At 68.1% G+C, this 22,931-nt stretch carries 23 protein-coding genes; 9 read left to right on the forward strand and 14 right to left on the reverse strand.

Annotated features, from left to right (window positions below):
• Positions 1 to 49: 49 nt before the first annotated feature.
• The 3 genes from GOY17_RS08995 to GOY17_RS09005 all read right to left on the reverse strand — a co-directional run bounded on the left by GOY17_RS08995 (position 50) and on the right by GOY17_RS09005 (position 4,433).
• A complete protein-coding gene (locus tag GOY17_RS08995; RefSeq protein WP_157030119.1) occupies positions 50 to 1,564 on the reverse strand; it encodes an FAD-dependent oxidoreductase in 1,515 nt (504 codons plus the stop codon).
• Positions 1,565 to 1,656: 92 nt separating this feature from the next.
• Complete coding sequence (locus GOY17_RS09000; RefSeq protein WP_198173876.1) at positions 1,657 to 3,939, reverse strand: amylo-alpha-1,6-glucosidase; 2,283 nt, start codon at positions 3,937 to 3,939, stop codon at positions 1,657 to 1,659.
• A gap of 77 nt (positions 3,940 to 4,016) precedes the next feature.
• Entirely contained in the window at positions 4,017 to 4,433 is a 417-nt protein-coding gene (locus tag GOY17_RS09005) for a sensory rhodopsin transducer (protein ID WP_232338570.1), read from the reverse strand.
• A 47-nt stretch (positions 4,434 to 4,480) separates the two neighbouring features.
• Here GOY17_RS09005 and GOY17_RS09010 point away from each other — a divergent pair, with 47 nt between their 5' ends.
• The 5 genes from GOY17_RS09010 to GOY17_RS09030 all read left to right on the forward strand — a co-directional run bounded on the left by GOY17_RS09010 (position 4,481) and on the right by GOY17_RS09030 (position 10,117).
• On the forward strand, positions 4,481 to 5,440 hold the full coding sequence (locus GOY17_RS09010) for a TIGR03885 family FMN-dependent LLM class oxidoreductase (protein ID WP_157030121.1): 960 nt from the start codon (positions 4,481 to 4,483) through the stop codon (positions 5,438 to 5,440).
• A gap of 188 nt (positions 5,441 to 5,628) precedes the next feature.
• Complete coding sequence (locus GOY17_RS09015) at positions 5,629 to 7,977, forward strand: PAS domain-containing sensor histidine kinase (protein WP_198173877.1); 2,349 nt, start codon at positions 5,629 to 5,631, stop codon at positions 7,975 to 7,977.
• An 84-nt stretch (positions 7,978 to 8,061) separates the two neighbouring features.
• Positions 8,062 to 8,979: a LysR family transcriptional regulator gene (locus GOY17_RS09020; protein WP_157030123.1), complete on the forward strand. Its 918-nt coding sequence runs from the start codon at positions 8,062 to 8,064 to the stop codon at positions 8,977 to 8,979.
• Between the two features lie 143 nt (positions 8,980 to 9,122).
• A complete protein-coding gene (locus tag GOY17_RS09025; protein ID WP_157030124.1) occupies positions 9,123 to 9,833 on the forward strand; it encodes an SDR family NAD(P)-dependent oxidoreductase in 711 nt (236 codons plus the stop codon).
• 50 nt (positions 9,834 to 9,883) lie between these two features.
• Positions 9,884 to 10,117: a tautomerase family protein gene (locus GOY17_RS09030; protein ID WP_115842353.1), complete on the forward strand. Its 234-nt coding sequence runs from the start codon at positions 9,884 to 9,886 to the stop codon at positions 10,115 to 10,117.
• A gap of 52 nt (positions 10,118 to 10,169) precedes the next feature.
• Here the strand turns inward: GOY17_RS09030 and GOY17_RS09035 are convergent, their stop codons facing one another.
• Positions 10,170 to 11,084, reverse strand: coding sequence for a LysR family transcriptional regulator (locus GOY17_RS09035; protein WP_198173932.1), 915 nt, complete (start codon positions 11,082 to 11,084; stop codon positions 10,170 to 10,172).
• 169 nt (positions 11,085 to 11,253) lie between these two features.
• On the opposite strand from GOY17_RS09035, the gene GOY17_RS09040 reads away from it, so the two are divergent.
• The 3 genes from GOY17_RS09040 (at position 11,254) to GOY17_RS09050 (ending at position 12,929) form a co-directional block, all read left to right on the forward strand.
• On the forward strand, positions 11,254 to 11,646 hold the full coding sequence (locus tag GOY17_RS09040) for a RidA family protein (protein ID WP_157030125.1): 393 nt from the start codon (positions 11,254 to 11,256) through the stop codon (positions 11,644 to 11,646).
• A gap of 174 nt (positions 11,647 to 11,820) precedes the next feature.
• Positions 11,821 to 12,090: a hypothetical protein gene (locus tag GOY17_RS09045; RefSeq protein ID WP_157030126.1), complete on the forward strand. Its 270-nt coding sequence runs from the start codon at positions 11,821 to 11,823 to the stop codon at positions 12,088 to 12,090.
• A 119-nt stretch (positions 12,091 to 12,209) separates the two neighbouring features.
• On the forward strand, positions 12,210 to 12,929 hold the full coding sequence (locus GOY17_RS09050) for a hypothetical protein (RefSeq protein ID WP_157031665.1): 720 nt from the start codon (positions 12,210 to 12,212) through the stop codon (positions 12,927 to 12,929).
• A gap of 11 nt (positions 12,930 to 12,940) precedes the next feature.
• Here GOY17_RS09050 and GOY17_RS09055 read toward each other — a convergent pair whose 3' ends face one another.
• The 9 genes from GOY17_RS09055 to GOY17_RS09095 form a co-directional block, all read right to left on the reverse strand.
• A complete protein-coding gene (locus tag GOY17_RS09055) occupies positions 12,941 to 13,690 on the reverse strand; it encodes a hypothetical protein (RefSeq protein WP_157030127.1) in 750 nt (249 codons plus the stop codon).
• Between the two features lie 283 nt (positions 13,691 to 13,973).
• A complete protein-coding gene (locus GOY17_RS09060; protein ID WP_157030128.1) occupies positions 13,974 to 14,522 on the reverse strand; it encodes a lipocalin family protein in 549 nt (182 codons plus the stop codon).
• Between the two features lies 1 nt (position 14,523).
• Positions 14,524 to 15,582 (reverse strand): SAM-dependent methyltransferase, encoded by a 1,059-nt coding sequence (locus tag GOY17_RS09065; RefSeq protein ID WP_157031666.1) that lies wholly within the window; start codon positions 15,580 to 15,582, stop codon positions 14,524 to 14,526.
• Between the two features lie 8 nt (positions 15,583 to 15,590).
• Positions 15,591 to 16,370: a DUF1295 domain-containing protein gene (locus GOY17_RS09070; protein WP_157030129.1), complete on the reverse strand. Its 780-nt coding sequence runs from the start codon at positions 16,368 to 16,370 to the stop codon at positions 15,591 to 15,593.
• Positions 16,367 to 16,903 carry a DUF2878 domain-containing protein gene (locus GOY17_RS09075; protein ID WP_157030130.1) on the reverse strand — a complete coding sequence of 179 codons (537 nt, stop codon included), beginning with the start codon at positions 16,901 to 16,903 and terminating at the stop codon, positions 16,367 to 16,369. The genes GOY17_RS09070 and GOY17_RS09075 overlap by 4 nt, the downstream gene beginning before the upstream one ends.
• Complete coding sequence (locus GOY17_RS09080) at positions 16,903 to 18,174, reverse strand: SAM-dependent methyltransferase (protein ID WP_157030131.1); 1,272 nt, start codon at positions 18,172 to 18,174, stop codon at positions 16,903 to 16,905. Before GOY17_RS09080 ends, GOY17_RS09075 begins: the two co-directional genes overlap by 1 nt.
• Positions 18,171 to 18,962 (reverse strand): DUF1365 domain-containing protein, encoded by a 792-nt coding sequence (locus tag GOY17_RS09085; protein WP_157030132.1) that lies wholly within the window; start codon positions 18,960 to 18,962, stop codon positions 18,171 to 18,173. Before GOY17_RS09085 ends, GOY17_RS09080 begins: the two co-directional genes overlap by 4 nt.
• A complete protein-coding gene (locus GOY17_RS09090) occupies positions 18,959 to 20,269 on the reverse strand; it encodes an NAD(P)/FAD-dependent oxidoreductase (RefSeq protein WP_157030133.1) in 1,311 nt (436 codons plus the stop codon). The genes GOY17_RS09085 and GOY17_RS09090 overlap by 4 nt, the downstream gene beginning before the upstream one ends.
• A gap of 1 nt (position 20,270) precedes the next feature.
• Complete coding sequence (locus tag GOY17_RS09095; protein ID WP_157030134.1) at positions 20,271 to 21,221, reverse strand: acyl-CoA desaturase; 951 nt, start codon at positions 21,219 to 21,221, stop codon at positions 20,271 to 20,273.
• A gap of 229 nt (positions 21,222 to 21,450) precedes the next feature.
• On the opposite strand from GOY17_RS09095, the gene GOY17_RS09100 reads away from it, so the two are divergent.
• Positions 21,451 to 22,233: a hypothetical protein gene (locus tag GOY17_RS09100; protein WP_157030135.1), complete on the forward strand. Its 783-nt coding sequence runs from the start codon at positions 21,451 to 21,453 to the stop codon at positions 22,231 to 22,233.
• Here GOY17_RS09100 and GOY17_RS09105 read toward each other — a convergent pair.
• Positions 22,230 to 22,883 (reverse strand): response regulator, encoded by a 654-nt coding sequence (locus GOY17_RS09105; protein WP_157030136.1) that lies wholly within the window; start codon positions 22,881 to 22,883, stop codon positions 22,230 to 22,232. The two genes, GOY17_RS09100 and GOY17_RS09105, sit on opposite strands and share 4 nt — an antisense overlap.
• Positions 22,884 to 22,931 lie beyond the last annotated feature (48 nt).

The following is a 22,931-nucleotide window of genomic DNA, read 5'->3' on the forward strand; positions in this document are numbered from 1 at the left end:
GGCGCTGCGTCCTCCGCCCTCTGCGTCGATGGCGGAGGACGGTAGCGTGTCAGCGGGGATCGAGCTCCATCGGCGCGAGCGGCTCGCTGGTCGGACCGTTGAGGATCGCGCCGCTCTCGCCGTCGAAGCGCGAGCCGTGGCACGGGCAATCCCAGGATTTCTCCTCGCCACTCCAGCGCACGACGCAGCCCATGTGCGGGCAGCGCGCGTTATACGTATGCAGCCGGCCATCGCCGCTGCGATAGCAGGCGATGCGATGCGCGCCACGACGCAGCACGGCGCCGGTGCCGAGTGGAATCCGTTGCGGATCGTCCACATCGGCCGGCCGCACCCAGTCGCGGAACTGGAGCGCGGCGTTGGCGTTCTCGCGTATCCATTCGCCCGCGCTGCGCACGGGCTTTCGCGACGGGTCGTACAGCGCTTCCCACGGGTTGTCGCGCCCCTGCGCGATGTCGGCGATGAGCAGCGCCGCGAGCGTGCCATGCGTCAGGCCGTTGCCCGAGTCGCTGGTCACCAGGTAGACGTTCTCGTGATCGGGATCGCGGCCGATGAAGGCGAGGCCATCGACCGGTTCGATGATCTGGCCGGACCAGCCATGCGTGAAGTGCGTGGCGCCGGGGAAGTGTTCGCGCGTCCACGCCTGCAGGCGGACGTAGGCTTCCGGGTCGTCGTCCTGACCGGTCTTGTGGTCCTCGCCGCCGACGATGATCTTCGCCTCGCCGTCCTCGTCGACGTACTTGCGGATGTAGTGGTACGGGTCGGCGTCGTCCCAGATCAGCGCATCGGGCAGGTCCGCGGGCGCGTCGCCCGACACGACGTACGAACGGTACGCCGCCTGCTTCATGTACGTCGCGCCAGTTTCATGCACCGGTACGTTCGTCGCCGCCACGACCGTCTTCGCCTTCAGTTCGCCATTCCGCAGCGAAATGGTGCAGGGCGAGCCGCCCTTGATGTCGACGATCTCCGCGCGCAGGAAACGACCACCGGCCTCGCGGACTTCCGCGGCAAGCACCTGGATGTAGCGTCCGACGTCGACGACCGCCTGACGCTCGAAACGCACCACCGGGCCGAACGAGGCGGGCAGGGCGTCGCCTGCCTGCAGGAGCGTCGCGCTGAGACCTGCTGCGTTGGCCGCGTCGACTTCCTTCTCCAGGTTCGAGGCATCGCGATCGTGTGCGAACAGATAGCCCGGCACGCGGGCGAAGCCGCAATCCTTTCCGCTCGCTTCGACGACCGCCTCGATCCAGTCGATCGCCGCCGCGTGACTCGCCGCCGCCAGTCGCGCGCCGTCATCGCCGTGCTGGCGTGCCAACCGGTAATAGCGGTCGTCGAGCGCGTTGGACAGATGGGCCGACGTACGCAGCGTCTCACCCGCGCCGATGCCTTCCTTGTCGATGACGACGACCTTGCGGCCTTCGCGCAGCAGGCAGAGCGCCGCGCTCAGCCCGGCGATGCCGGCGCCCACGACGACGACATCCAGCGCGTGCGAATCGAGGTCGGTGACGAACCACTTCGAGAGGTCGTTGGCGTTCTTCCAGACGGGAATGGTGCGTGCGGTGGTCATCCGGTTCTCCAGTGAGCGGTCGTTGCGTCTTACCTCGCCCACCGGCAAACCGCGGTGAAGCCGCCCGCGTGCACGCGGCGTAGACGGTCGCGTCAGGTGAACCGCGAAGCGACGTCGTCCAGCGGCGCGAACACATCGCGCCACGTGGTGACGGCCCGGACGACGGAGAGCTTTCCGTCCATCTCGAGGATCTCGAACTGCGTGGTTCCCGCGGCATCGCGCCAGAAGCGCAGCGAGACGCTTGCCGCGCCGACACGCAGGCCGCGCACCGAAAGCTCCGGCAGCCACGTTGGCAGGTGCGGATCGAGGAGGAGTAACCCGAGCGGCGCGAACGGCTGCATGCCCAGCAGCGTCTGCGTCAGGGTGATCGCCGTGCTGGCCGACCATGCCTGCGGGGAATTCGACTGCGGATACGTGGCCGGGAACGGATGCGCCTTGTCGCGCGCGTGCCCGCTGAAACATTCAGGCAGCCGGTATTGATCGAATGCCGAGGCGATCTCGAACTGCGCGCGCGCGATCTGCTCCACGCGGTCGTGCGCGCCGTGGCGTTGGCAGCCCATCGCGAACGGCCCGTGTTCGACCGGCCACACCGTGCCGCGGTGGTACGCATACGGGTTGTAGGCCGGATGATCGCTGGACAGTGTGCGGATGCCCCAGCCGCTGAACAGATCGGGCGCGAACGAGCGTTCGAGCAGGCGCGGGATGCGCTCGTCCTCGACGATGCCCGAGCCCACGCAGCGCAGGCCGTTCGAACCGACGGAGCGGATCAGATGGCCGTCGCGCGCCAGCGCCATCGCGAACGAGCCGATGTCGTCCATCCAGAAGGTCGCATCGAAACGCGCTTTCAGGGCCTCGGCCGCGGCGCGTTGCCGCTTCGCCTCGTCTTCGTGTCCGAAGGACTCCAGGATCTGCGCCATTGCGTGCCGGGCCGCATGGATGATGCCTTGCTCCTCGCACGTCGCGACCGGATGTTCCGCCGTGCGTCCGTCCTCTTCGACGATGCCTTCGTCCGAATCCTTCCACGTCTGGTTTTTCAGGCCGTCCTTCGACCGCGTGGCGACAAGGTGAAATCCAAGCTTCTCGTCGAACGCGTGCGTGTCGAGCCACTCCAGCGCCGCCATCGCCGGTTTGATCATCGGCTCGACCGCATCGCGATCGCCCGTCCATTGCCACAGATGCCCCAGCGCCGTGCAGAACAGGGCAGGGGCGGTGAGCGTGCCGTAATAGCGGTCCTTGGGCTTGTACTGCAGCATCGACAGCGGGCCGGGATGCGCTTCGTGCAGGATGCGGCCCGGCTGTTCGTCGCGCCAGGCGTTGTCCTCCGTGCCTTGCCACTCCGCCATTACCGGAAGCGTGCCGCGCAGGATCTCCGGGCCGAGCATCGCGCTCTGTTGCGCAGTGGTGAGCGTGTCGCGACCGAACAGCGCGACGTACATCGGCAGGCCCGCCGCGACCGTCCACGCGCGCGGGCCGCGATCGAAGCGTTGCAGGCGCAATGCCGCGAGATCATGGCGGGCGCGATTGAGCGTGCTGTCGACCACGCCGGCCAGCGTTTCGTGATCCAGCGCCGCGACCTCGGTCGCCTCGCGCAGGAACTCCATGCCGGGCCGCCTGGACTCGATGCCATCGAGCTCGTTGTCGCGGATCGGAAGCGGCAGGACCTCGTCGCCGAAGCGCGCGCACCAGTCCAGGTCGGCATGCCAGCTGGCGCCGGGCGCGAGGTCGATGTCGAACTGGACGCGCCCGCCGCGGTGTTTCGGCGAGCCGGACGACGTCTCGATGCGCAGCGTCACGCCCGCATCGAAACGCAGATGCTGACGTTTCCCGTCGCGGCGCACGTCGCGCGTGGCCACGTAATCGAACGTCAGCGTTGCGACGTCGCCGTCGCGTTTCCAGTGCCGTTTTCGCGTGCCTTCCTGTTGCCGTGGTCCATGCGTCTCCTCGATATCGGCGAAGTCGGCGTCGATCTCCAGCGTCATCCGAAGCTGCGCCGGCGATTGCGTGAAATTGGTCAGGACGAAATGCTCGCGCATCCCGTCGCCGACCCAGCGCGACACCTGCAGCTCCACGGCCTGTTGCGCGGCGGCGGCGATCGCATCGTCGCCGACCGGTTCACCGGGTGCGGGCACGATGTAATAGCCCATCCAGCTGTCCTGCCGCACGTTCGACTTGGTGACCGGATGCGGGCGACGGCGACCGAGCTGGCAGCGGTAGCGGCTGAGGATGCGCGTCTGGCGCACGTACAGCCCTTCCTCCCCACCTTCGATGAAGCCCGACGCGCCGGTCGCGAGTACCGTGTCGCCCTTGCTGATGTACGAAGCGTGCTCACGAACGCGCAGTCGAATCAGGCTGCGCTCAATCGAAAATGCGTCCATGGAATCGATTCTTCCGACGCCCGCGTGATGCCGGCGTCCAGCCATCGGCCATGATCGGCATGGCGATGGCGACGCGATCAGCCTTGCCCGAAGGCAATCGTGCTCATCAGTGCGTTCTCGGCCTGGCGCGAGTCCAGTCGGGTGTGCTGTACCACGATGGGAACGTCGGACGAGATCACGCTCGCGAACGGCGTTTCCTTCGCGATGGGCTCGGGGTCGTCGAGCTCGTTGAAGCGAAGGTGCCGCGTGCGACCGGCCTTCACCGTCAGCGTGTAGGGGCCGACCGCATCGCGATCCTCGTAATACACGTGGATGCGGACGTGCGCATCCCGGTCCGACGCGTTAAGGATGCAGCACGTCTCGTGGCTTTCCAGTGCGGGCTTGGGGCCGTTGCTCCAGCCCGGTATGTAGCCTTCGGCAATCGCCCAGGTCGTATGACCGATCTTCGTATCCATGGCGACGATGTAGCACGCGCGTCGAAAAGACGGCGTCATCGCGCCAGCTCGTCACAATGTTCACGCGCGATCGGTACGCTCGCGACATGACCCGCATCGGCTTCCATGCATCGCACGAACAGTTCCCGCCCGGCGAGCTCCTGCGTCTGGCCGCGCATGCCGAAGCCAGCGGTTTCGATGCGGTGATGTGCTCGGATCACTTCCATCCGTGGAGTCGCCGCCAAGGCCAAAGCGGCCACGCGTGGACATGGCTCGGCGCGGCGATGGCGACGACGTCGTGCTCGTACGGCGTCGTGAACGCGCCGGTCGGTCGCTATCACCCGGCCGTCATCGCGCAGGCAGCCGCCACGCTCGACGCGATGTTCCCCGGTCGCTTCTGGCTGGCGGCCGGCAGCGGCGAGGCATTGAACGAACGCATGGCCGGCCCGTGGCCCGACAAGTCAGAGCGCAACAGACGTCTGCTGGAAGCGGTCGAGGTCATGCGCGCGCTATGGCGCGGCGAATGCGTCGACCATCAGGGCGCCTTCCGTGTCGATCAGGCCCGGTTGTTCACGCGTCCGGTGAAGCCGCCGCTCGTGTTCGTGCCGGCGCTGTCGGAGAAGACGGCGAAGTGGGGTGCGCAATGGGCCGACGGACTCATCACCATGAGCCAGCCGCTGGAGAAACTCCGGCCGATCGTCGAAGCCTTCCGCAACCATGGCGGGGCAGGAAAACCCGTGTACCTGCAGGTAAAGCTGTCGTACGCGGCGGACGAAGCGACCGCACTGCGCGAGGCGCACGAGCAATGGGCGACGAACGTGCTCGAGCCGGCACTGTCGGAGGACATCGGCACGCCGCAGGCGTACGAGGCGCTCGCGGAGCAGGTCACGCCGGAGCAGGTGGCCAAGGCGGTGCACGTCGCGGCCGATGCGGACCAGCACGTGAAATGGCTGCAGACCTACCTCGACATGGGCGTCGACGCGCTGTACCTGCACAACGTGAGCACGCGGCAGAAGGAATTCATCGACGCGTTCGCGCGCGACGTGTTGCCGCGTCTACGGCGTTGACGACCGCCTGTTGTTCCGAAGAGGCCGCTTGATCTCGCCGGGCGCCGGGCCTGAGGCGGCACCACGCCCCAGCGTGAAAGCGCCCCCGGCCCGGGTGCAATAATCGAGCGCATTCCGACGCGTCGCGGTGTTCGATGGCCCCTGGTGGCACCCTAGGTTTCCTCGACGCGCCCGGCGAGATGGCGGGCATGATGCGACGCCACGACTGGAACGGCTCGCCGCTGGGCTCGCCTGATGGCTGGCCGCAGACATTGCGCAGCGTCGTCGGCCTGATGCTGCGATCCCGCTTCCCGATGTTCGTCGCCTGGGGGCCCCGCATGGGCTTCCTGTACAACGACGCGTACGTCGACATCCTCGGCGCCAAGCATCCCTCCGCGTTGGGGCGCGCGTTCGAGGACATCTGGTGGGAGATCTGGGACGACGTGGGCCCGCTCGCCCATCGGGCCTTGCAGGGCGAGGCGACCTACGTCGAGAACTTCCCGCTGATCATGAGCCGCAAGGGCTACGACGAGCCCACGTGGTTCACCTTCTCGTATTCGCCCGTCGCCGATGAGGACGGCACGATCGCCGGCATGTACTGCGTGTGCACCGAAACCACCCGCAGCGTGCTGGCCGAAGCCGCCCGCGACGCGCAGACGCAGCGGCTGAGCACGCTCGCCGAACAGCGGCAGCTCGCGCTGGATGCGGCCGGACTCGGCTGGTGGCAGTACGACCCGGCGACCGGCATCGTCACGCACGATGAGCGCTACGGGCAGATCTACGGACTCGACGGCGCGGCGCCGCGCCACGTCGACGAGATCAACCGGCTGCTGCATCCGGACGACGCGGCGCGCCTGTGGGCCGCGGTGCACGCCGCGACCAAGCCCGTCGAGCCGCACCCCTACGCGGTCGAATACCGGATCCGGCGGCCGGACGGCAACGTTCGCTGGCTCGAAGCGCGCGGCATACCGACCTTCGAAGGCGAGGGCACGTCGCGTCGGGTGACGAGTTTCGCGGGCACCGTCGCGGACGTGACCGACCGCCGCCTCGCCGAGGAAGTGCTGCGCGAGAACGAAGCGCGCTTCCGCCTGATGGCCGACGCATCGCCCGCGGCGCTCTGGCTCACCGATCCGACCGGCGCCTGCACGTTCCTCTCGCACCAGTGGTACGAGTTCACCGGGCAGACCGAGGAGGAGGCGCTGGGCCTGGGCTGGACGACGGCCACGCATCCGGACGACGCGGAAGCGGCGCGAGCGGCCTTCATCGAGGCCAACCGCACGCGCGGCATCCTTGGTATCGAGTACCGCCTGCGAGCGAAGGACGGCACGTACCGCTGGGCGATCGACCTCGGCCGCCCGTGGTATTCGGAAGCAGGCGAATACGCGGGCATGGTCGGCGTGGTGTTCGACATCGACGCGCGCAAGCGTGCGGAGGAAGCGGTGGAGGAGGCGAGCCGGCGCAAGGACCAGTTCCTGGCGACGCTCGCGCACGAGCTGCGCAATCCGCTCACGCCCATCTCCAACGCGTTGCAGATCTGGCCGCGCCTGGAAGGCAGGCCCGAGGAAGCCGTCCGCCTGCGCGAGATGATGGGACGCCAGGTGCGCCAGATGATCCGGCTGATCGATGACCTGCTGGACGTCTCGCGCATCACGCGCGGCAAGATCGAGCTGCGCCGGGAGCGGCTCGACCTCGCCGTCGCGATTCGTGGCGCGGTGGAGGCGATGGAACCGTTCATCGAAAGCCATGGCCATGCATTGCGCGTCGTTCTTCCCGGGCAGCCGCTTCATGTCGAAGCCGATCTGGGGCGGCTCGTGCAGGTGTTCGGCAACCTGCTGCACAACGCGGCCAAATTCACCGAACGCGGCGGCCGTATCGAGATCGCTGCCCGTCGCGAAGGCGATGCCGCCGTGGTGCGCGTCCGCGACAACGGTTCGGGCATTCCGCGCGAAATGCTGCGCGAGATCTTCGAGATGTTCGCGCAGGCCGACCAGACGCTCGGCCGCCAGCATGGCGGGCTCGGCATCGGCCTGACGCTGGTGGAAACGCTCGTGGCACTGCACGACGGAACCGTCGAAGCGAACAGCGAGGGGCCCGGGCAGGGCAGCGAATTCATCGTGCGCCTGCCGCTGGCTGCCGACGCGGCGACGGGACCGTCCGCCGTGAGCGATCGCGACCTGTCGTCGCTGCCATCGCGCCGCGTGCTCGTCGTCGACGACGTGCAGTCCTCGGCCGATACGCTCGCGATGATGCTCTCGTCCATCGGCCAGCAGCCGCTGGCGGTGTACGACGGCGCGGCCGCCCTGCAGCGGTGGAACGACTTCGCGCCCGACGTCGCCTTCGTCGACATCGCCATGCCGGGGATGGACGGCTACGAAGTCGCCCGCCGCGTGCGGGATCTTTCGGGTCCGACGCCGATGCTCGTCGCCCTGACGGGCTTCGGCCAGGACGAAGACCGCCGTCGCGCGCTCGACGCGGGCTTCGACCATCACCTCGTCAAGCCGACGACGATCGACGCGCTGCACGGCCTGCTGGCGGCCGGCGCGCCCGCAAGGGACTAAGCGGCGGCGCCTGCCGTCCATGCGCCCGTGATCCGGGCCGTCCGCTCTGGCACGCTTGGCGTCTCCCCACCGGATCCGGCGCCCATGGACCGCATCGAAGCGATGAAGATCTTCATTGCCGCGCTGGACGAGGGCAGCCTCGCCGGCGCGAGCCGCCGGACGGGGCGGTCCGCGGCAGCGGTCAGTCGCGCTGTCGCGTACCTGGAGGCCCACGTCGGCGTTCCGCTATTGCACCGGACCACTCGCTCCATCCGCCTGAGCGAAGCCGGCGAGCGCTACGCGGCCGCGTGCCGGAAGATCCTCGCAGACCTGGACGAAGCGGACCGCCAGGCCGCAGGCGAGCGATCCGTGCCGCGCGGAACGCTGAGCATCAGTTCGACCGTGTTCGTCGGCGTGGAGGTGCTGCGTCGGATCGTCGATGCGTTCATGAGCGAATTCCCGACGGTGAACGTGCGCATGTACCTGCTGGAGCGCCCCGTGAACCTGGTCGACGAGGGCATCGACGTGGCGCTTCGCATCACGCACCTGTCCGACTCGACGCTGGTCGCGCAACACATCGGTGAAGCACGGCGCGTCGTCGTCGCGTCGCCGCGCTATCTCGCCACGCATCCGCGTATCGAGGAACCGGGCGATCTATCGCAGCACGCGATCGTCACGATGCAGCACATGGGCCTGGATTCGTGGAGCTTTCCTCCGCCGGAGGGCTCGACGGTGCCGCGTTCGGTCTCGTTCGTACCGAGGCTGGTCGTCAACAACGTGCAGGCGGCGGTGGGATCGGCCGTGGACGGACACGGCGTGACGCGGCTGCTGTCGTACCACGTCGCGGCACATGTCGAACGCGATGAGTTGCGCGTGCTTCTGCCGGAGTTCGAACCGGCCCCGCTTCCCATCAGCCTCGTGTCGCCGTACGGGCGGTTGTCCGTACCGAAAGTGCGGGCATTCGTGGATTTCGCCTTGCCGCGGCTGCGGGCGCAGTTCGCCCGCGCCACGCTCGCATCGTAGGCGGCGATTCCAGCGTTTCGCGGAAGAATGTCTGCCGGAATGCGTGGATTCGCAGGACCGGGTTGCGTCCCTAGATTGGGCTCCATCGGAAACACGTCGCCCCACGCGGCGGAAACCGATCCCCCTCAATCCGGAGCAACCCCATGAGCAGTTCACGCAAGACCGTCATCGTCACCGGCGCCTCGCAGGGCATCGGTGCCGGCCTGGTCCAGGCCTTCCGCGACCGCGATTACCGCGTCATCGCCAACTCCCGTTCGATCAAGCCGTCGTCCGATCCCGACGTGCTCGCCGTCGCCGGCGACATTTCCGACCGCGCCGTCGCGCAACGCATCGTCGAGGAAGGCCTCGCGCGTTTCGGCCGCATCGACACGCTGGTGAACAACGCCGGCATCTTCACCGCCAAGCCGTTCACGCAGTTCGACACCGACGATTACGCCAACAACGTCGCGATCAACCTGACCGGCTTCTTCCACATCACGCAGCTCGCCATCGAGCAGATGGAAAAACAGGGCAGCGGCCACGTGGTCACCATCACCACGAGCCTCACCGACCATGCGATCGACGGCGTACCGTCGGTGCTCGCATCGCTGACCAAGGGTGGCCTCAATGCGGCCACGAAGTCGTTGGCCATCGAGTACGCCAAGCGCGGCATCCGCGTGAACGCGGTTTCGCCGGGCGTGATCCGCACGCCGATGCACGCGCCGGAAACGCACGAATGGCTCGCCGCGCTGCATCCGGTGGCTCGCCTCGGTGAGATCTCCGATGTCACGCAGGCGGTGCTGTTCCTGGAATCGGCCGGTTTCGTGACCGGCGAGATCCTGCACGTCGACGGCGGCCAGAGCGCCGGCCACTGACCTTCCACCGGGGCGGGGGAACCCTCGCCCCTCACGACAGGAGCAAGGCAATGCCCATCGTCAACATACAGATCACCCGCGAGGGTTCCGGCCCGGGCCGCGACGCGGCCACCGCGGAAGAGAAGGCCGCGCTGATCCGCGGGGTCAGCCAGCTGCTGCTCGATGTGCTCGGCAAGCCGCTCGACTCGACGTTCGTCGTGATCGAGGAGGTGCCGCTGGAGAACTGGGGCTGGTACGGCATGCCGGTGCCCGAGCTGCGCAGGCGTCGTGCCGAGGAAAAGTGAAGCGCCGTTCCGAGGCCCTCTCCCGAGGGCAGAGGGTGTCGGAATGAGGGGGTCAACCGCGTCCGCGAGGTGCCTGTATCGCAGGCGCATGCGCCGCCATGAGTTCGACGATCCAGTCGATGAAGATGCGCAGCTTCCGGCTCACGTGGCGGCTGGGCGGAAAGGCAAGGTACAGCGGCATCGGATCGAGTTGCCAGTCTTCGAACAACGCAACCAGCTCGCCGCGTTGGAGCGGTGCGCGCGCCATGTATTGCGGAAGCCACAGCACGCCGAGTCCGGCGATTCCCGCCGCGAGGTAGGCGTTTCCGTCGTCCACCGACAGGTCGTGACGTCCCCGCACCTGCAGCGTGTCGTCGCCGCGGCGGATCGCGTGCGCCAGCGGCGCGCCGGTGCGCGAGCTGCGATATCCGATGACGCGATGGTGTCCGTCCTCGAGCTCCCGCGGATGCAACGGCGTGCCGGCGCGCGCGAGATAGGCGGGCGCGGCGTAGACGCCCAGGAGCAGATCGGCCACGTGCCTTGCCCGGAGCGAGGGCTCGGTGATCTCGCCGCCGCGCACGACGCAGTCGACGTTCTCGTCGATGAGATCCACCTTGCGGTCGCTCGCGCCGAGGTCGAGTTGCAGATCGGGAAACCGCGCATGGAAGGCGGGCAGGGCGGGCACCACGATGTGGCTCGCCAGCGGTGCGGGCACATCCACGCGCAGGCGACCTCGCGGCGCGTGCGAAGCCGCCGACAGGCTGGTCTCGGCATCGTCCAGGTCCGCGAGCAGCCGCACGACGCGCTCGTAGTACGCCGCACCGTCGGCGGTGACGTTGACCTTGCGCGTGGTGCGGTGGAGCAGCTTCACGCGCAGGTGCGCTTCGAGCTGCTGCACGAGCTGCGTCACGCGCGTCTTGCTGGCCTGCAACGTTTCCGCGGCCCGGGTGAAGCTGCCCGTCTCGACCACGCGGACGAACGCCTGCATTGCATCGATACGGTCCAATGCGGGTCTCCAACGGGCCGGGGATTGTTTGGATTCTACAAACAGTGATCGCGCAATCGGCGTGTTTATCGGGAAACGGCCGGTACCTAGAGTGGTCGGCACGCCGGACGACGCTGCGTCGTCCACCACGCACACCGCACAGGAGATCCCCATGGCCCCCCGCGATGCTGTATTCCCCGAAGGTCGGCACGAGCTGTACACGAAACATGCGTATTCCGCGGCGATCAGGTCGGGCGACCTGCTGTTCGTCTCCGGCCAGGTCGGAAGCCGCGACGACGGTTCGCCCGAGCCGGACTTCGAAGCGCAGGTGCGGCTGGCATTCGCAAATCTGCAGGCGACACTGAAGGCCGCCGGATGCGGACTCGACGACATCGTCGACGTGACGAGCTTCCACACCGACCCGCAGCGCCAGTTCGATACGGTGCTTGCCGTGAAGAACGAGGTGTTCCCGCAGGCGCCTTACCCCAACTGGACGGCGGTCGGCGTGAACTGGCTCGCAGGTTTCGACTTCGAGATAAAGGTCATCGCCCGCATTCCCGGATGAGAGGGCGCGCAAGGGAACCTGACTCGGATTCTTCCTTTACCGCGCCTCAACGGGCCCGTCAAAACGTCGCCTCATCTTCACAATCCATCCACGTATTGCGAATCAAGCTGAAGCGGGTCATGGCTGCATCGAAGGCCGTGATGTTTCCGACATCCGAGGCGAAGGAGAATTCGAATGTTTCTGACCAAGAAAAACACGGTGATGGCGCGTACGCTCGGCGTGGCGATCGTCGCCGCCCTGGGCCTTGGCGGCTGCGCCACCTACAAGGAGGAATTCGCGACGATCAACTCTCGTCTCGACTCCCTCGACGCAAAGGTGCAGAGCGCAGCCCAGAGCGCCGAATCCGCCAATCAGTCCGCGCAGCAAGCCAACCAGCGCCTGGACACGCTGGAAGGTCGCGTCCAGCAGCTCGAAGCCGCGCCGGCCCGCAAGCCGCGCGGTTGATCGTACTTGCGTAACGGTCGACGAATGCGTTGAACGTGAGACCCGGTGGCCAATATTGGCCACCGGGCGCTTTTGTCGACCGGGTATTCGTCCCGAGGAATCGTCCCATCAATACCTCCATGTATCCCGCAGTCCGCGCCGCTTGCGGCGTGCTGGCGCTCGCGCTGGCATTCGCTAGCCCCGGTCTGGCCCGCGCCGAGGACCCTGCCGCGCAGCCGGTCACCGCGGTCGACCTGTTGCCGCCCGGCCAGGAAGTGTCCGACACGATGACCGAACTCGCGGGCTGGGTTGTCGCCAGCGGCGACAACCAGGGCTATCCGTTCGCGATCATGGACAAGGCCGCGGCCCAGATCCTGGTGTTCGGCGGCGACGGCCGTCTTCGCGGCGCGGCCCCCGGCCTGTTCGGTTCCGCCGTCGGCGATCATTCGGCCCCGGGCGTCGCCGGTCTCGCACTTCGCGAAATTCCGGGGCGTGATCGCACGACCCCTGCGGGTCGCTTCGTGGGCGGGTATGGCCCATCCACCGACGCCGGGCGCGTCCTCTGGGTGGATTACGATTCGGCGGTCTCGATGCACCCGACGGCAACCGGCGTGCCGGCCGAGAAGCGTCCCGAACGCCTCGCATCGCCCTCGCCAGACGACAATCGCGTCACCCATGGCTGCATCAACGTGCAGCCCGAGTTCTACGAAGGGATCATCCGCCCGACATTCGAGCGTGGCGGTGTCTTCTACATCCTGCCGGACACCGAAGCGCTTGCCGACGTCTTTCCGGAGTTCGTGCAAAGCCGCGCCACCGCGCAACGCAACGGCGGCGGACGCGCGCCGCAAGCCCGCCGGTGAGGCGATCCGCCTCACCGGCATTGGTTCGTCAACGGCACCTGCAATGCCTGCTCGTAGGCGCTCGCTGACGCATCGACGCGTTGCGGTGCCGGCGGGAAGTCGATGCGCACCTTCATCGGTGAACCGTTCGATCCGCGTATCGTGCCGAGGCCCTCGAAGGTGCGAAGGCGACGCGTGCTCGCGTCGTAAGTGACCTGCATGCTCGGCGCGACGAAATCCAGCCAGCTGTCGAGGCTCAGCCGGAAACGCACGAGATCGGCCGACGGCGCATCCACGCGCTGCACGCGGATGGGTATGCGTGCATCGCGGCTGGGCACGACGAACTGCACGCGCGCAGTCGAGCCGCTTGCGAGCAGGTTCCAGCGCGCACGGACCCACGCGTCGAAACCGGCGTCGATCACCGTGTCGGCGTCGACCGCCACCGTCCGCTCGCGCACGGGCGCGGACGCCGATGCACGCCAGTACGCACGACGCGCGGCCGATCCGCCCGCGACCCCTTCGCGATAGCCGTCGCGGGCATCGTCGAACTCGAAATCCGGTGCGCCCGGCAGTGCGGTATCGATCACGCGCTTGCGCGCGAACGGGCGTCCATCGGGACACCGGTACACGACCAGCCGACTTCGTTCCTTGCCAACAGTGCGAATCCAGTGCTGCTCTTCGTACAGCAGGCGCCCGGTGCGCAGGTCCGTGGCGCGGCCCGTCGTCCGTTCGAGCGTGTTTCCCTCGGCGTGGCTGCTGGCGAAAAGCAGGAAGGCGAGCACGCACGTACCGCCCGCCCTCGCGAACGGCCGTGCGTGCCCGCCGGGGGACGGCCCGCCAGCTTTACCGGTCCGGCTCATGGAACCAGGTGTTCACGTGCGCCGTGCCGATGGGAATGCCGGCGGTGAACTCCGACACGCCGCCGATGAGCGCTGGAGTGCGCATGGAATCTTCCTCATCCGTAGGGGAGCCGCGTGTGTGCACGCGGTGATCCCAGCTTCTTCCCGCGTGCACCGCGCCGCCAGCGGACAAGCACGCAACCGGGCTCGGTAGTTGTACGCAGGATCAGGGTGCGCTCCCGCTGGCGGTCTCCGGCCAGCGTTGCGGCACCTTGCGCAGCTCGTCGATGCGGTAACCCATGTCGCGCAGGCGCTGCACGGCATCGGCGTACGCCGCGTCGGAGATCGTCGGCGTGCGCGCCATGATCCAGGCGTAATCGCGCTTGCTGCGGGCGACGATGGTGAGCGTGTAGTCGGGATCGAGATGCGAGATCACGTACTCGGCCTGGATCGGCCAGACGAACTGCATCCCCCACACCGCATTGCCCGTGCCCGCACGCACGGTGCCGACCGGTTCCATCGTGCGCACCGGCGCGTCGAAGCTTCCGCGCCGGTAGCGGAAAAGCGTCTGTATGCGGCCGTCCTCGCGCAACGAGTACGACTCGATGGCGTTGTAGGCCTCGCGCTCGGGGAACGAAGGGATGTGCGCGATGACGTACCAGTCGCCCATGAAGCGCGGGATATCGACCTCCGCGACCTTGGGCACGGTCGGCGCCGTGTGAGCGCAGCCGCACAGTGCGAGCACGCCGGCGATGAGCGCGGATGGAAGCTTCATGTCAGTCCTCCCGCACGAAACGGTAGTGGGCTACCTGCCATTCCTCACCACGGCGATACCCGAACAGCTCCGCGCACGCCATCCAGAACATGCGCCAGCGCTGGTTCCACAGGGCGGCGGCATCGCCGTACGCCTGGCGCAGATGGCCCATCACCGCATCGCGTCGTGCATCGTGGTTGGCGAGCCAGTGGTTGGCCGTGCGCTCGTAGTGTTCGCCACTCATCATCCAGCGCTCGTCCAGCCGCAACGCCTGCTGGAAATGCAGCAGCGTGTCGGCAGCGGGCATGAGGCCGCCGGTGAAGAAGTGGCGGCCCATCCAGTCGTCCTCGCCGTCGACCTCGAACGGGTAGAGCAGGGTGCGGTGGCAGAAGATGTGCACGAACAGGCTGCCGCCGGGACGCAGCCACCGCGCGATGCGACGCATGAGGATGTCGTAATTGCGCATGTGCTCGAACATCTCCACCGAGACGCAGCGGTCGAACGCGGTGTGGTCGAGTTCGAGCCGGTTGACGTCGCAGGTGATGACGCGGACGTTGTTCAGACCCAGCTCGCGGCATCGCGCGAGGATGTGCTCGCGCTGCCCGTGCGAATTCGACACGGCGGTGATGCGCGAATGCCGGTAGCGCTGCGCCATCCACAGCGTGAGCGAGCCCCAACCGCAGCCGAGTTCGAGGATGTCCAGGCCGTCGGCCAGTCGCGCGCGCTCGGCGTACAGCTCGAGCATGGCCTCTTCGGCTTCGTCGAGCGTTTCGCGGCCGCTGGGGTAGTAGCAGCACGAATACTTCAGCCGTGCGCCGAGGCAGTCCTTGAAGAACGCGGCAGGCAGTTCGTAATGCTGGCGGTTGGCCGCATCGGTGTGCAGTGCGAGCGGGCTGTGGCGCAGATCCGACAGCCGCTGCGTCATGCGTTGCGACTGCATCTGGATGCCGCCCATGCGCTCGTTGGACAGGCGCTGCGCGCACAAACGGCGGATGCCCAGACGGACCACGGCATCGGGCAGGAGACCGCGTTCGGCCATGCCCAGCAGGCCGGGCGCGGGCAAATCGGGGATCGCATGCATCACGGTGCTCATCGGTCTTCCTTCGGGAACCAGGGGAACAGCATCGGGGTGGATCGCTGGTAACGGCGGTAATCGTCGCCGCGCGTGCGCAGCGCCTGGCGTTCGGTATGCGGAACGCCGCTGAGCCAGCGCAGGAACACGTACATCGTCAGCGGGCCGGACCACGCCAGCCACGCGATCGGCGAGCCCACGGCGAGCAGCACGTAGGCGAACCAGTGCAGCCACTCGAAGAAGTAGTTGGGATGCCGGCTGTAGCGCCACAGGCCGGCGCGCATGGTTCGCCCGCGGTTTTCCGGCTGCGAGCGGAAGCGGGCGAGCTGCGCGTCGGCGATGGTCTCGCCGACGACGGACACGATCCACACCGCCACAGCCGCCCACAGCAGCCCGGGGGATTCCGTCCGATTGCTTGCCACCGCCGCGAAGGGCAGCGCGAACAGCACCACCAGCAGCGCCTGTGCCTGGAACAGCGCGAACCATCGCAACGGCGCATCGCCCCAGCTCTCGCGCAAGGCGGCGTAGCGGCCATCCTCATGCTCGCCGCGCACGCGACGCCAGAGGTGCCACGCGAGGCGAAGCCCCCAGAGTCCGCCGAGCAGCGCGAGCAGCAGGCGCGGCATCGTGGCGCCGTCTCCCAGCGCCGCGAGCAGCACCGCCGCGCCTGCGACGCCGCCTGCCCACACGACGTCGACTAGCCCCGCGTTGCGATGCCGTTGCTGCCACCACCACGCCAGCGTCTGCGCCGCCGCCGCGAGCGCCCACACCAGCAGCAGCGAAGCGCCCGTGCTCATCGCGAGCCACCCATCGCGAGTGGTCGGGACACCGCGCCACCACGCGCATGTCGCGCGACGAGCGTGAGCGCGCAGGTCGCAATCGCCCAGCCGATGGCCAGCGCGATCGTCGCGTGCACGGAGGCGACCAGCTCGATGGCGCCCAGCCGCTGCGCACCGACATAGGCCAGCGGTCCGCCCACGGCACCGAGCACGATCGCCATGGTCGGACGCAACCACGCGAGCGAGTGGTTGATCGTCATCGCAAACGCAGCCCAGAGCGCGAGGATCCACGCCGGCGCGGGAAGCGCGGCGATACTGCCGCGATAGTCGATCCAGCCCAGTTGCGCGAGCAGCCCGTCGAACACGAGGCCCGTCAGAACGGCGCAGCCGACCAGCCACCCGTCAGCGCGACGTCGCGCCGATGCGAACCACTGCAGCGCGACAAACGCCACGCACGCGACGACGCCGATCCACGACGCGCCGTGGGCAGCGCCGAGCACGCAGGCCCACCACGCGATCTGGAAACCGGCGAAGTTCGCGAACGCGTGCATCACGCCTCCGCTGTCCCAGTCGCCTGCGCGTGAGGCCGGTAGCCGGGGCGCGCGAAGAGCATCTGCGCGACACCGATCGAACGCTCGCGAAAGCCGCCTTCGCAATAGGCGAGGTAGAACTCCCACATGCGGATGAAGCGCTCGTCGAACCCGAGCGCCCGCACCTCCGGCAGGCGGTCCAGGAAGCGTTCGCGCCACGTCTGCAACGTCCGCGCATACGACAGGCCCATGTCTTCAAGGTGCAGCAACGCGAGATCGCTGGCCGCGGTCTTCGCCGACATCATCGCCGCGATGGACGGAATGAACGAGCCCGGGAACACGTGGCGCTTGATGAAATCCACCGAGCGCACCGCCTGCTCGTAGCGGTGGTCCTCGATGGTGATGGCCTGCACGAGCGCCAGGCCGTGGTCGGCAAGCCGCTCGCCGATGCACGCGAAATAGCGCCGCAGGTTCTCCGGCCCAATCGCCTCCACCATTTCGATGGAGGCGAGCTTGTCGTAGGTGCCATCGAGCTCGCGGAAATCGCGCATCAGGACGGTGACGCGATCCTGCAGCCCGGCTTCGGCGACGCGCTGGCACGCGAGTTCGTATTGCTCGCGCGAGAGCGTCGTCGTGGTGACATGGCATCCATGTTCGCGCGCGGCGTGCAACGCGAAGCCGCCCCAGCCGGTGCCGATTTCGAGCACGCGCTCGCCGTCGCGCAGGTCGAGCTTGCGGCAGATCGCTTGGAGCTTCCGAGTGGATGCGACTTCCAGCGTGTCGTCTTCGCGTTCGAACAGCGCCGACGAGTACATCAGGTCGTCGGACAGGAACAGGCGGAAGAACGTGTTGCCGAGGTCATAATGCGCCGCGACGTTGCGGCGCGCGCCCGACGCGGTGTTCCTGCGCAGCGCGTGGGCTGCACGGAACGCCCAGCCGGCCACGCGTGCCGGGCCGCGTTCCACGTCGTCCAGCAGGTCGCGATTGCGTACGAGCAGCCGCACCAGGCCGACCAGGTCGTCGCACGCCCAGGCACCGTCCATGTAGGCCTCGGCGGCGCCAACGCTGCCGCCGAGCGCGACCGCGCGATAGAAGCGCGCGTCGTTCACGCGCAACGTCGGCGACGGCGCGCGACCGGCGCACTCGCCGAGCGCGGCCGATCCCCATGGATCGCGCAGCGTGACGGCGCCGGAGCGCAACGCGCGCAGCTGCGAGACCACGCGATCGCGCAGGATCCGGTCGACGATGCCGACGTCGGGCAGGGAAAGGGTTTGCTGCGCGGTGTCGCTCATGGTGCCGTGCCCTTGGCGGGATGGGGGTGGACAGGCGTGCGCTTTAGCCACAGCTTCAGCGCCTGCCAGTGGATGGCGCCGATGACCTGCAGGGTCATCGCGGGATATCGCCACAGCACGCGCGACAGCGCAGCCGCATCGAGCGGATGGCGTTCGAGCGACAGCGTCGCGTCGAACTCGCGCGTGTCGCCCTCGCACACGTTCATGTGCACGTGCAGCGTGTCGCCGGGCGCCGTAAAGGACCACGCGTAGCGGCGCTGCATCGCCATGAACGGCGAGACGTGGAAGGTCTTGTCGAACTGCCAGTGCAGTGCGCGTCCGCGTGGTTCGGCGTCCGCGACAGGCAACACGTAGGCGTGGCGTTCGCCCCATGGCGTGTTGGTGATCTCGGCCACCACGTGTTCCAGCGTGCGGTGGTCGGGCCCGTAGCAGTAGTAGAAGCTCACCGGGTTGAACACGTGCCCGAAGTAGCGCGCGTGCGTGAGCAGGCGGATCGGTCCGATGGGTCGTGCGCCAGTGGCCGCCGTGATGCGTTGTCGCACGGCCTGCGCGAGGGACACGTCCGTCGGCCCCAGGTAGTCGCTGCGGCGGAACTCGCCGAGATTTCGGCCGTGCGTGGACCAGAGCGGATGCGCGTCGAGGATCGTCTCCACTTCATCCAGGTCCAGGAACAGCTGCGCCATCCGGTAGTCGAACGCGTGCCGACGCGGCGCGAAGCGGCGGTGCCGCACCGTGCCTTCGTACAGTGCGCTGCTGCGTGGCCGCAAGCGTTCGCCGCCGTCGCTCATGCGCGGCCCCACGCGAGGGTTCCGGGCGCCGCGTCATCGATTGCGCGCGCTTCCGGTGCGACGTCCGGCCATGCGACGCCGATCGATCGGGCGACCTCGACGGCGCTGCGCAGTCCGTCCTCGTGGAAGCCCCAGCCCCAGTACGCCCCTGCGAACCAGGTGCCGCGGCTCCCCTGTATTTCATGCCGGCGCGCCTGCGCCGCGACGGCTTCGCGCGTGAACACCGGATGGTCATAGCGCACGCGCTTGAGGACGTGGCGCGGGTCGATCGCATCGCCGCGATTGAGCGTCACCACCACGGGCGTCGAGACCGGCAACCCCTGCAGCAGGTTCATGCAGTAGCTGACGGTGCACGCCTGCGCGTCGTCGGCGTCGATGTGGGCGTTCCAGGCCGCCCACGCCTTGCGGTTGCGCGGAAGCAGGCGTGGATCGGTGTGGAGCACGACGTCGTTGGGCTGGTAGGCGATCGCCCCGAGCACGTCGCGTTCGCGGTCGTCCGCATCGGACAGCAGCGAAAGCGCCTGGTCGCTGTGGCAGGCGAGCACGACCTGGTCGAAGGTCTCGTCTCCCTCGGCGGTGGTCAGTACCACGCCGTTCTCCAGTCGTCGCACGGCCTGCACCGGCGTGGCGAGTCGGACGGATGCCGACCATCGTTGCCGAAGCGCTTCCACGTAGCGCCACGAACCGCCGCGCACGACCTTCCACTGCGATCGCCCCGTGAGCTGCAGCATCTGGTGGTTCGCCATGAACTGCACCAGATGCCGCGCGGGAAAGTGCAGGATCTGCCCGGCGGGCGCGGACCACAACGCCGAGGCCATGGGGACAAGGTGATCGTCGCGGAACGCGTCGCCGAAGCCCTGCGCGTGTAGGTAATCGCCCAGCGTCGGGCCGGGCTCGTCGCCGGCGAGCAGCCGCGGCGCGATGCGATAGAAGCGCACCAGGTCGGCCAGCATGCGCAGGAAGCGCGGCGACAGCAGGTTGCGACGCTGGCAGAACAGGCGGTCGAGCGAGGTCGCGTTGTACTCCAGCCCGGTGCGTTCGTTGTGCACCGAGAAGCTCATCGTCGTGTCCTGCGTGGGCACGCCGAGTTCGCGGAACAGCCGCGTGAGCAGCGGATAGTGGTCGGGGTTGTGCACGATGAAGCCGGTGTCGACGTCGAGCGCGACGCCGTCCACGTCCACCTGGTGCGTGTGGGTATGGCCGCCGAGGTAGTCGTTCGCCTCGAACAGCACGACCTCGTGTTCGCGCGACAGCAGCCACGCCGCACCGAGTCCGGAAATGCCCGAGCCGATGATCGCGATGCGCATGTCAGTGCCTCGCCCGCGCCCAGACCCACGCCGGCACGGGCTTGAGGTCGCGCACCAATCCGACCGACGAAAGCAGCTTCAGCCCGTACCAGGTCAGGTCGATCTCCCACCAGCGAAACCCTTGGCGCGCCGTTCCCGGGAAGAAGTGATGGTTGTTGTGCCAGCCCTCGCCGAAGGTCAGCAGCGCGAGCAGGGCGTTGTTGCGGCTGTCGTCGCGCGTGTCGAAACGACGGCTGCCGAAGCGGTGCGCCAGCGAATTGATCGTGACCGTCACGTGGAACAGCACGATGGTGGACACGAAGAAGCCCCACACGACCAGCTGCATGCCGCTGGTGCCCAGGGCGGGCGCGACGTGCTGCAACAAGGCGCCCAGCCCGTACAACGCGACGGCGAGCGCGACCGGAACGGCGATGTCGTACCGGTCGAGCCAGCGCAGTTCCGGGTAACGCGCGAGGTCCGGCACGCGCGACAGGTCGGTGGCGAACGCACGACGCGTGAGGAACCAGCCGACGTGGCTGCGCCAGAACCCGTGCACGCCGGGCGAATGGAGGTCTTCCGGCGAATCGGCATTCGCGTGGTGGTGCCGATGGTGCGCCGCCCACCACAGCGGCCCGCGCTGCACGCAGGAGGCGCCGATCAGCGCGAAGGCGAACTGCACCGGACGCGAGGCGCGGAACGTGCGATGCGAGAAATAGCGATGGTAGAAGGCGGTGATCGCGAACATCCGCACCGCGTACAGCACCGCCGCGACCGCGACCGCCGTGGCGGACACGCCCACCCAGAACACGCCGAGGCAGGCTAGGTGCATCGCGACGAAGGGCACCACGCGCACGAGGTCAAGCCTGTCGCCCGCGTCGATGGTGTCGGGCGTGTCGGTGGGACCGGCGTCGAACCATCGGCGGATCGAGGCGAGCGCGTGGACGCGCGGGTTCTGGGAAGCGGGAGCGGGCATTGGGTCGCAACGAAGGATCCGGGACGCTTTATGGCATGCGGCGTCCGGCGGCCACATCCGTAGATTTGCGTAGGCCGTGGTCCTTTCGGGAAGTACCGGTGCCGGCCGCGCGAAGTTGCGTAGTTGTACCGAAGGCATGCGACGGCGGCGGCGCTAACGTCGAAGTGGCGCGGCTGCGCCTCCATGCGGCCGCATCGTGCCCACGACCATTCCCTGCATGGAGATGCTCATGAAAGCGATGACGATACTGGCGAGCGCGTGCCTGGCCTGCGGCTCGGCGCAGGCCGCCGGCCCCGAACCCGGCCGCTTCTCGTTGACCCTGCTCGGCGGCGGCGATATCCCCATCAGCGGCGACGTGCACGACGGCGCGACCGTCGACGTGCCCGATCTCGGCCCGCTCAACCCGGCGCTGGCCGGCGTCGACGCGCAGTTGCGCATCGGTTCGCGCACGCACGAGCGCATCTACGACGTCGCCAGCACCTACGGCCTGGGCATGGCATGGGGCATGAGCGACCGCATGGAACTCTTCGGCGAACTGCGCGAGACCCACGCGTCGGCGGGAAGCGTGCAGGTCGGCGAGGCCTACGTGCCCGCGCTCGACGTCGCGCTGCCGGTGTACGGACGGTTCTCGTCCTACCAGGCGTGGAGCGCCGAAGTCGGCGTGCGCTGGTACTTCATGGATCCCGGCTTCGCCCGTCCGTACGTGGCCGCGCGCCTTGGCGGCACGGAGACGGACGACATCGACGCGACGTTCGAGATCCCCGCCGCCGACATCCTCATCCCCAACGCGCCGTTCTACGAGAAGAAGTGGGCGCTCAGCGCCGGCTTCGACGTGGGCGTGAACATCCCGCTGTCCGAGCGTGCGAGCTTCATCGCCGAAACCGGCGTGCGTTACGTCGACGACCTGGAAGGTGACGACAGCGCGATCGGGCCGCTCGGCCTGTCCCGCATCAACGACACGGGCCGGCGGGTATCCGTTCCGGTGACGCTGGCGTTGCGGTGGGATTTCTAGGGAACCGGGGGCGTCGTGCGGAGCCCGGGCGTGAGGCCGTATTCATCGGCCTTGCGCACCAGCTCCAGCGTGCTGTGCACGTCCAGCGCCTGCATGATCGCGTACTTGTGCGATTCCACGGTGCGAACGGACACGCCCAGTTCGGCGGCGATCTGCTTCGAACGCAGGCCCGCCGACACCAGTTGCAGCACCTGCATCTGCTTGTCGGTGAGCTCCTGCTTCTGGCCGCGACCGGGCGCGGCGATCACGCGCGCGCCCAGCGTCGGGGTGATGTAGGTGCGGCCGCTGCGCACCACGTGGATGGCGCGGAGCAGTTCCTCGCCGGCGGAGCTCTTGAGCACGTAGGCCGAGGCGCCGGCACGCAGCGCCTGTTCGGCGAGCGTGGGCTCGGCGTGCATCGTGAGGAACACGAAGGGCACCTGCACGCCGGCCGCGCGCAGCTCGCGCATGACGCTCAGGCCGTTGCGGTCGGGCATGCTCAGGTCGGTGACCACGAGGTCGGGCGCGTACTGGTGCACGGCATCGAGCAGCGCGGTGCCGCTGGACACGCACGCCACCAGTTCGCACTCGTCTTCCAGCAGGCGCTGGAGGCCTTCGGCCACCAGGCGGTGGTCGTCGGCGAGCACGACGCGTGGTCGATCGGCGGGCATCTCGGGCATCATCGTGGAAGTGGCATCGGGCGGAGGAGGATTCCGTGG

Origin of the sequence: Lysobacter soli (assembly GCF_009755585.1) — a bacterium.
GTDB classification, from domain to species: Bacteria; Pseudomonadota; Gammaproteobacteria; order Xanthomonadales; family Xanthomonadaceae; genus Lysobacter_J; species Lysobacter_J soli.

Coding starts and splice junctions, on each gene's coding strand:
- GOY17_RS08995 (WP_157030119.1), bottom strand. CDS start 1,564: ATGACCACCGCACGCACCATTCCCGTCTGGAAGAACGCCAACGACCTC.
- GOY17_RS09000 (WP_198173876.1), bottom strand. CDS start 3,939: ATGGACGCATTTTCGATTGAGCGCAGCCTGATTCGACTGCGCGTTCGT.
- GOY17_RS09005 (WP_232338570.1), bottom strand. CDS start 4,433: ATGACGCCGTCTTTTCGACGCGCGTGCTACATCGTCGCCATGGATACG.
- GOY17_RS09010 (WP_157030121.1), top strand. CDS start 4,481: ATGACCCGCATCGGCTTCCATGCATCGCACGAACAGTTCCCGCCCGGC.
- GOY17_RS09015 (WP_198173877.1), top strand. CDS start 5,629: ATGATGCGACGCCACGACTGGAACGGCTCGCCGCTGGGCTCGCCTGAT.
- GOY17_RS09020 (WP_157030123.1), top strand. CDS start 8,062: ATGGACCGCATCGAAGCGATGAAGATCTTCATTGCCGCGCTGGACGAG.
- GOY17_RS09025 (WP_157030124.1), top strand. CDS start 9,123: ATGAGCAGTTCACGCAAGACCGTCATCGTCACCGGCGCCTCGCAGGGC.
- GOY17_RS09030 (WP_115842353.1), top strand. CDS start 9,884: ATGCCCATCGTCAACATACAGATCACCCGCGAGGGTTCCGGCCCGGGC.
- GOY17_RS09035 (WP_198173932.1), bottom strand. CDS start 11,084: ATGCAGGCGTTCGTCCGCGTGGTCGAGACGGGCAGCTTCACCCGGGCC.
- GOY17_RS09040 (WP_157030125.1), top strand. CDS start 11,254: ATGGCCCCCCGCGATGCTGTATTCCCCGAAGGTCGGCACGAGCTGTAC.
- GOY17_RS09045 (WP_157030126.1), top strand. CDS start 11,821: ATGTTTCTGACCAAGAAAAACACGGTGATGGCGCGTACGCTCGGCGTG.
- GOY17_RS09050 (WP_157031665.1), top strand. CDS start 12,210: ATGTATCCCGCAGTCCGCGCCGCTTGCGGCGTGCTGGCGCTCGCGCTG.
- GOY17_RS09060 (WP_157030128.1), bottom strand. CDS start 14,522: ATGAAGCTTCCATCCGCGCTCATCGCCGGCGTGCTCGCACTGTGCGGC.
- GOY17_RS09065 (WP_157031666.1), bottom strand. CDS start 15,582: ATGCATGCGATCCCCGATTTGCCCGCGCCCGGCCTGCTGGGCATGGCC.
- GOY17_RS09070 (WP_157030129.1), bottom strand. CDS start 16,370: ATGAGCACGGGCGCTTCGCTGCTGCTGGTGTGGGCGCTCGCGGCGGCG.
- GOY17_RS09075 (WP_157030130.1), bottom strand. CDS start 16,903: ATGCACGCGTTCGCGAACTTCGCCGGTTTCCAGATCGCGTGGTGGGCC.
- GOY17_RS09080 (WP_157030131.1), bottom strand. CDS start 18,174: ATGAGCGACACCGCGCAGCAAACCCTTTCCCTGCCCGACGTCGGCATC.
- GOY17_RS09085 (WP_157030132.1), bottom strand. CDS start 18,962: ATGAGCGACGGCGGCGAACGCTTGCGGCCACGCAGCAGCGCACTGTAC.
- GOY17_RS09090 (WP_157030133.1), bottom strand. CDS start 20,269: ATGCGCATCGCGATCATCGGCTCGGGCATTTCCGGACTCGGTGCGGCG.
- GOY17_RS09095 (WP_157030134.1), bottom strand. CDS start 21,221: ATGCCCGCTCCCGCTTCCCAGAACCCGCGCGTCCACGCGCTCGCCTCG.
- GOY17_RS09100 (WP_157030135.1), top strand. CDS start 21,451: ATGAAAGCGATGACGATACTGGCGAGCGCGTGCCTGGCCTGCGGCTCG.
- GOY17_RS09105 (WP_157030136.1), bottom strand. CDS start 22,883: ATGCCCGCCGATCGACCACGCGTCGTGCTCGCCGACGACCACCGCCTG.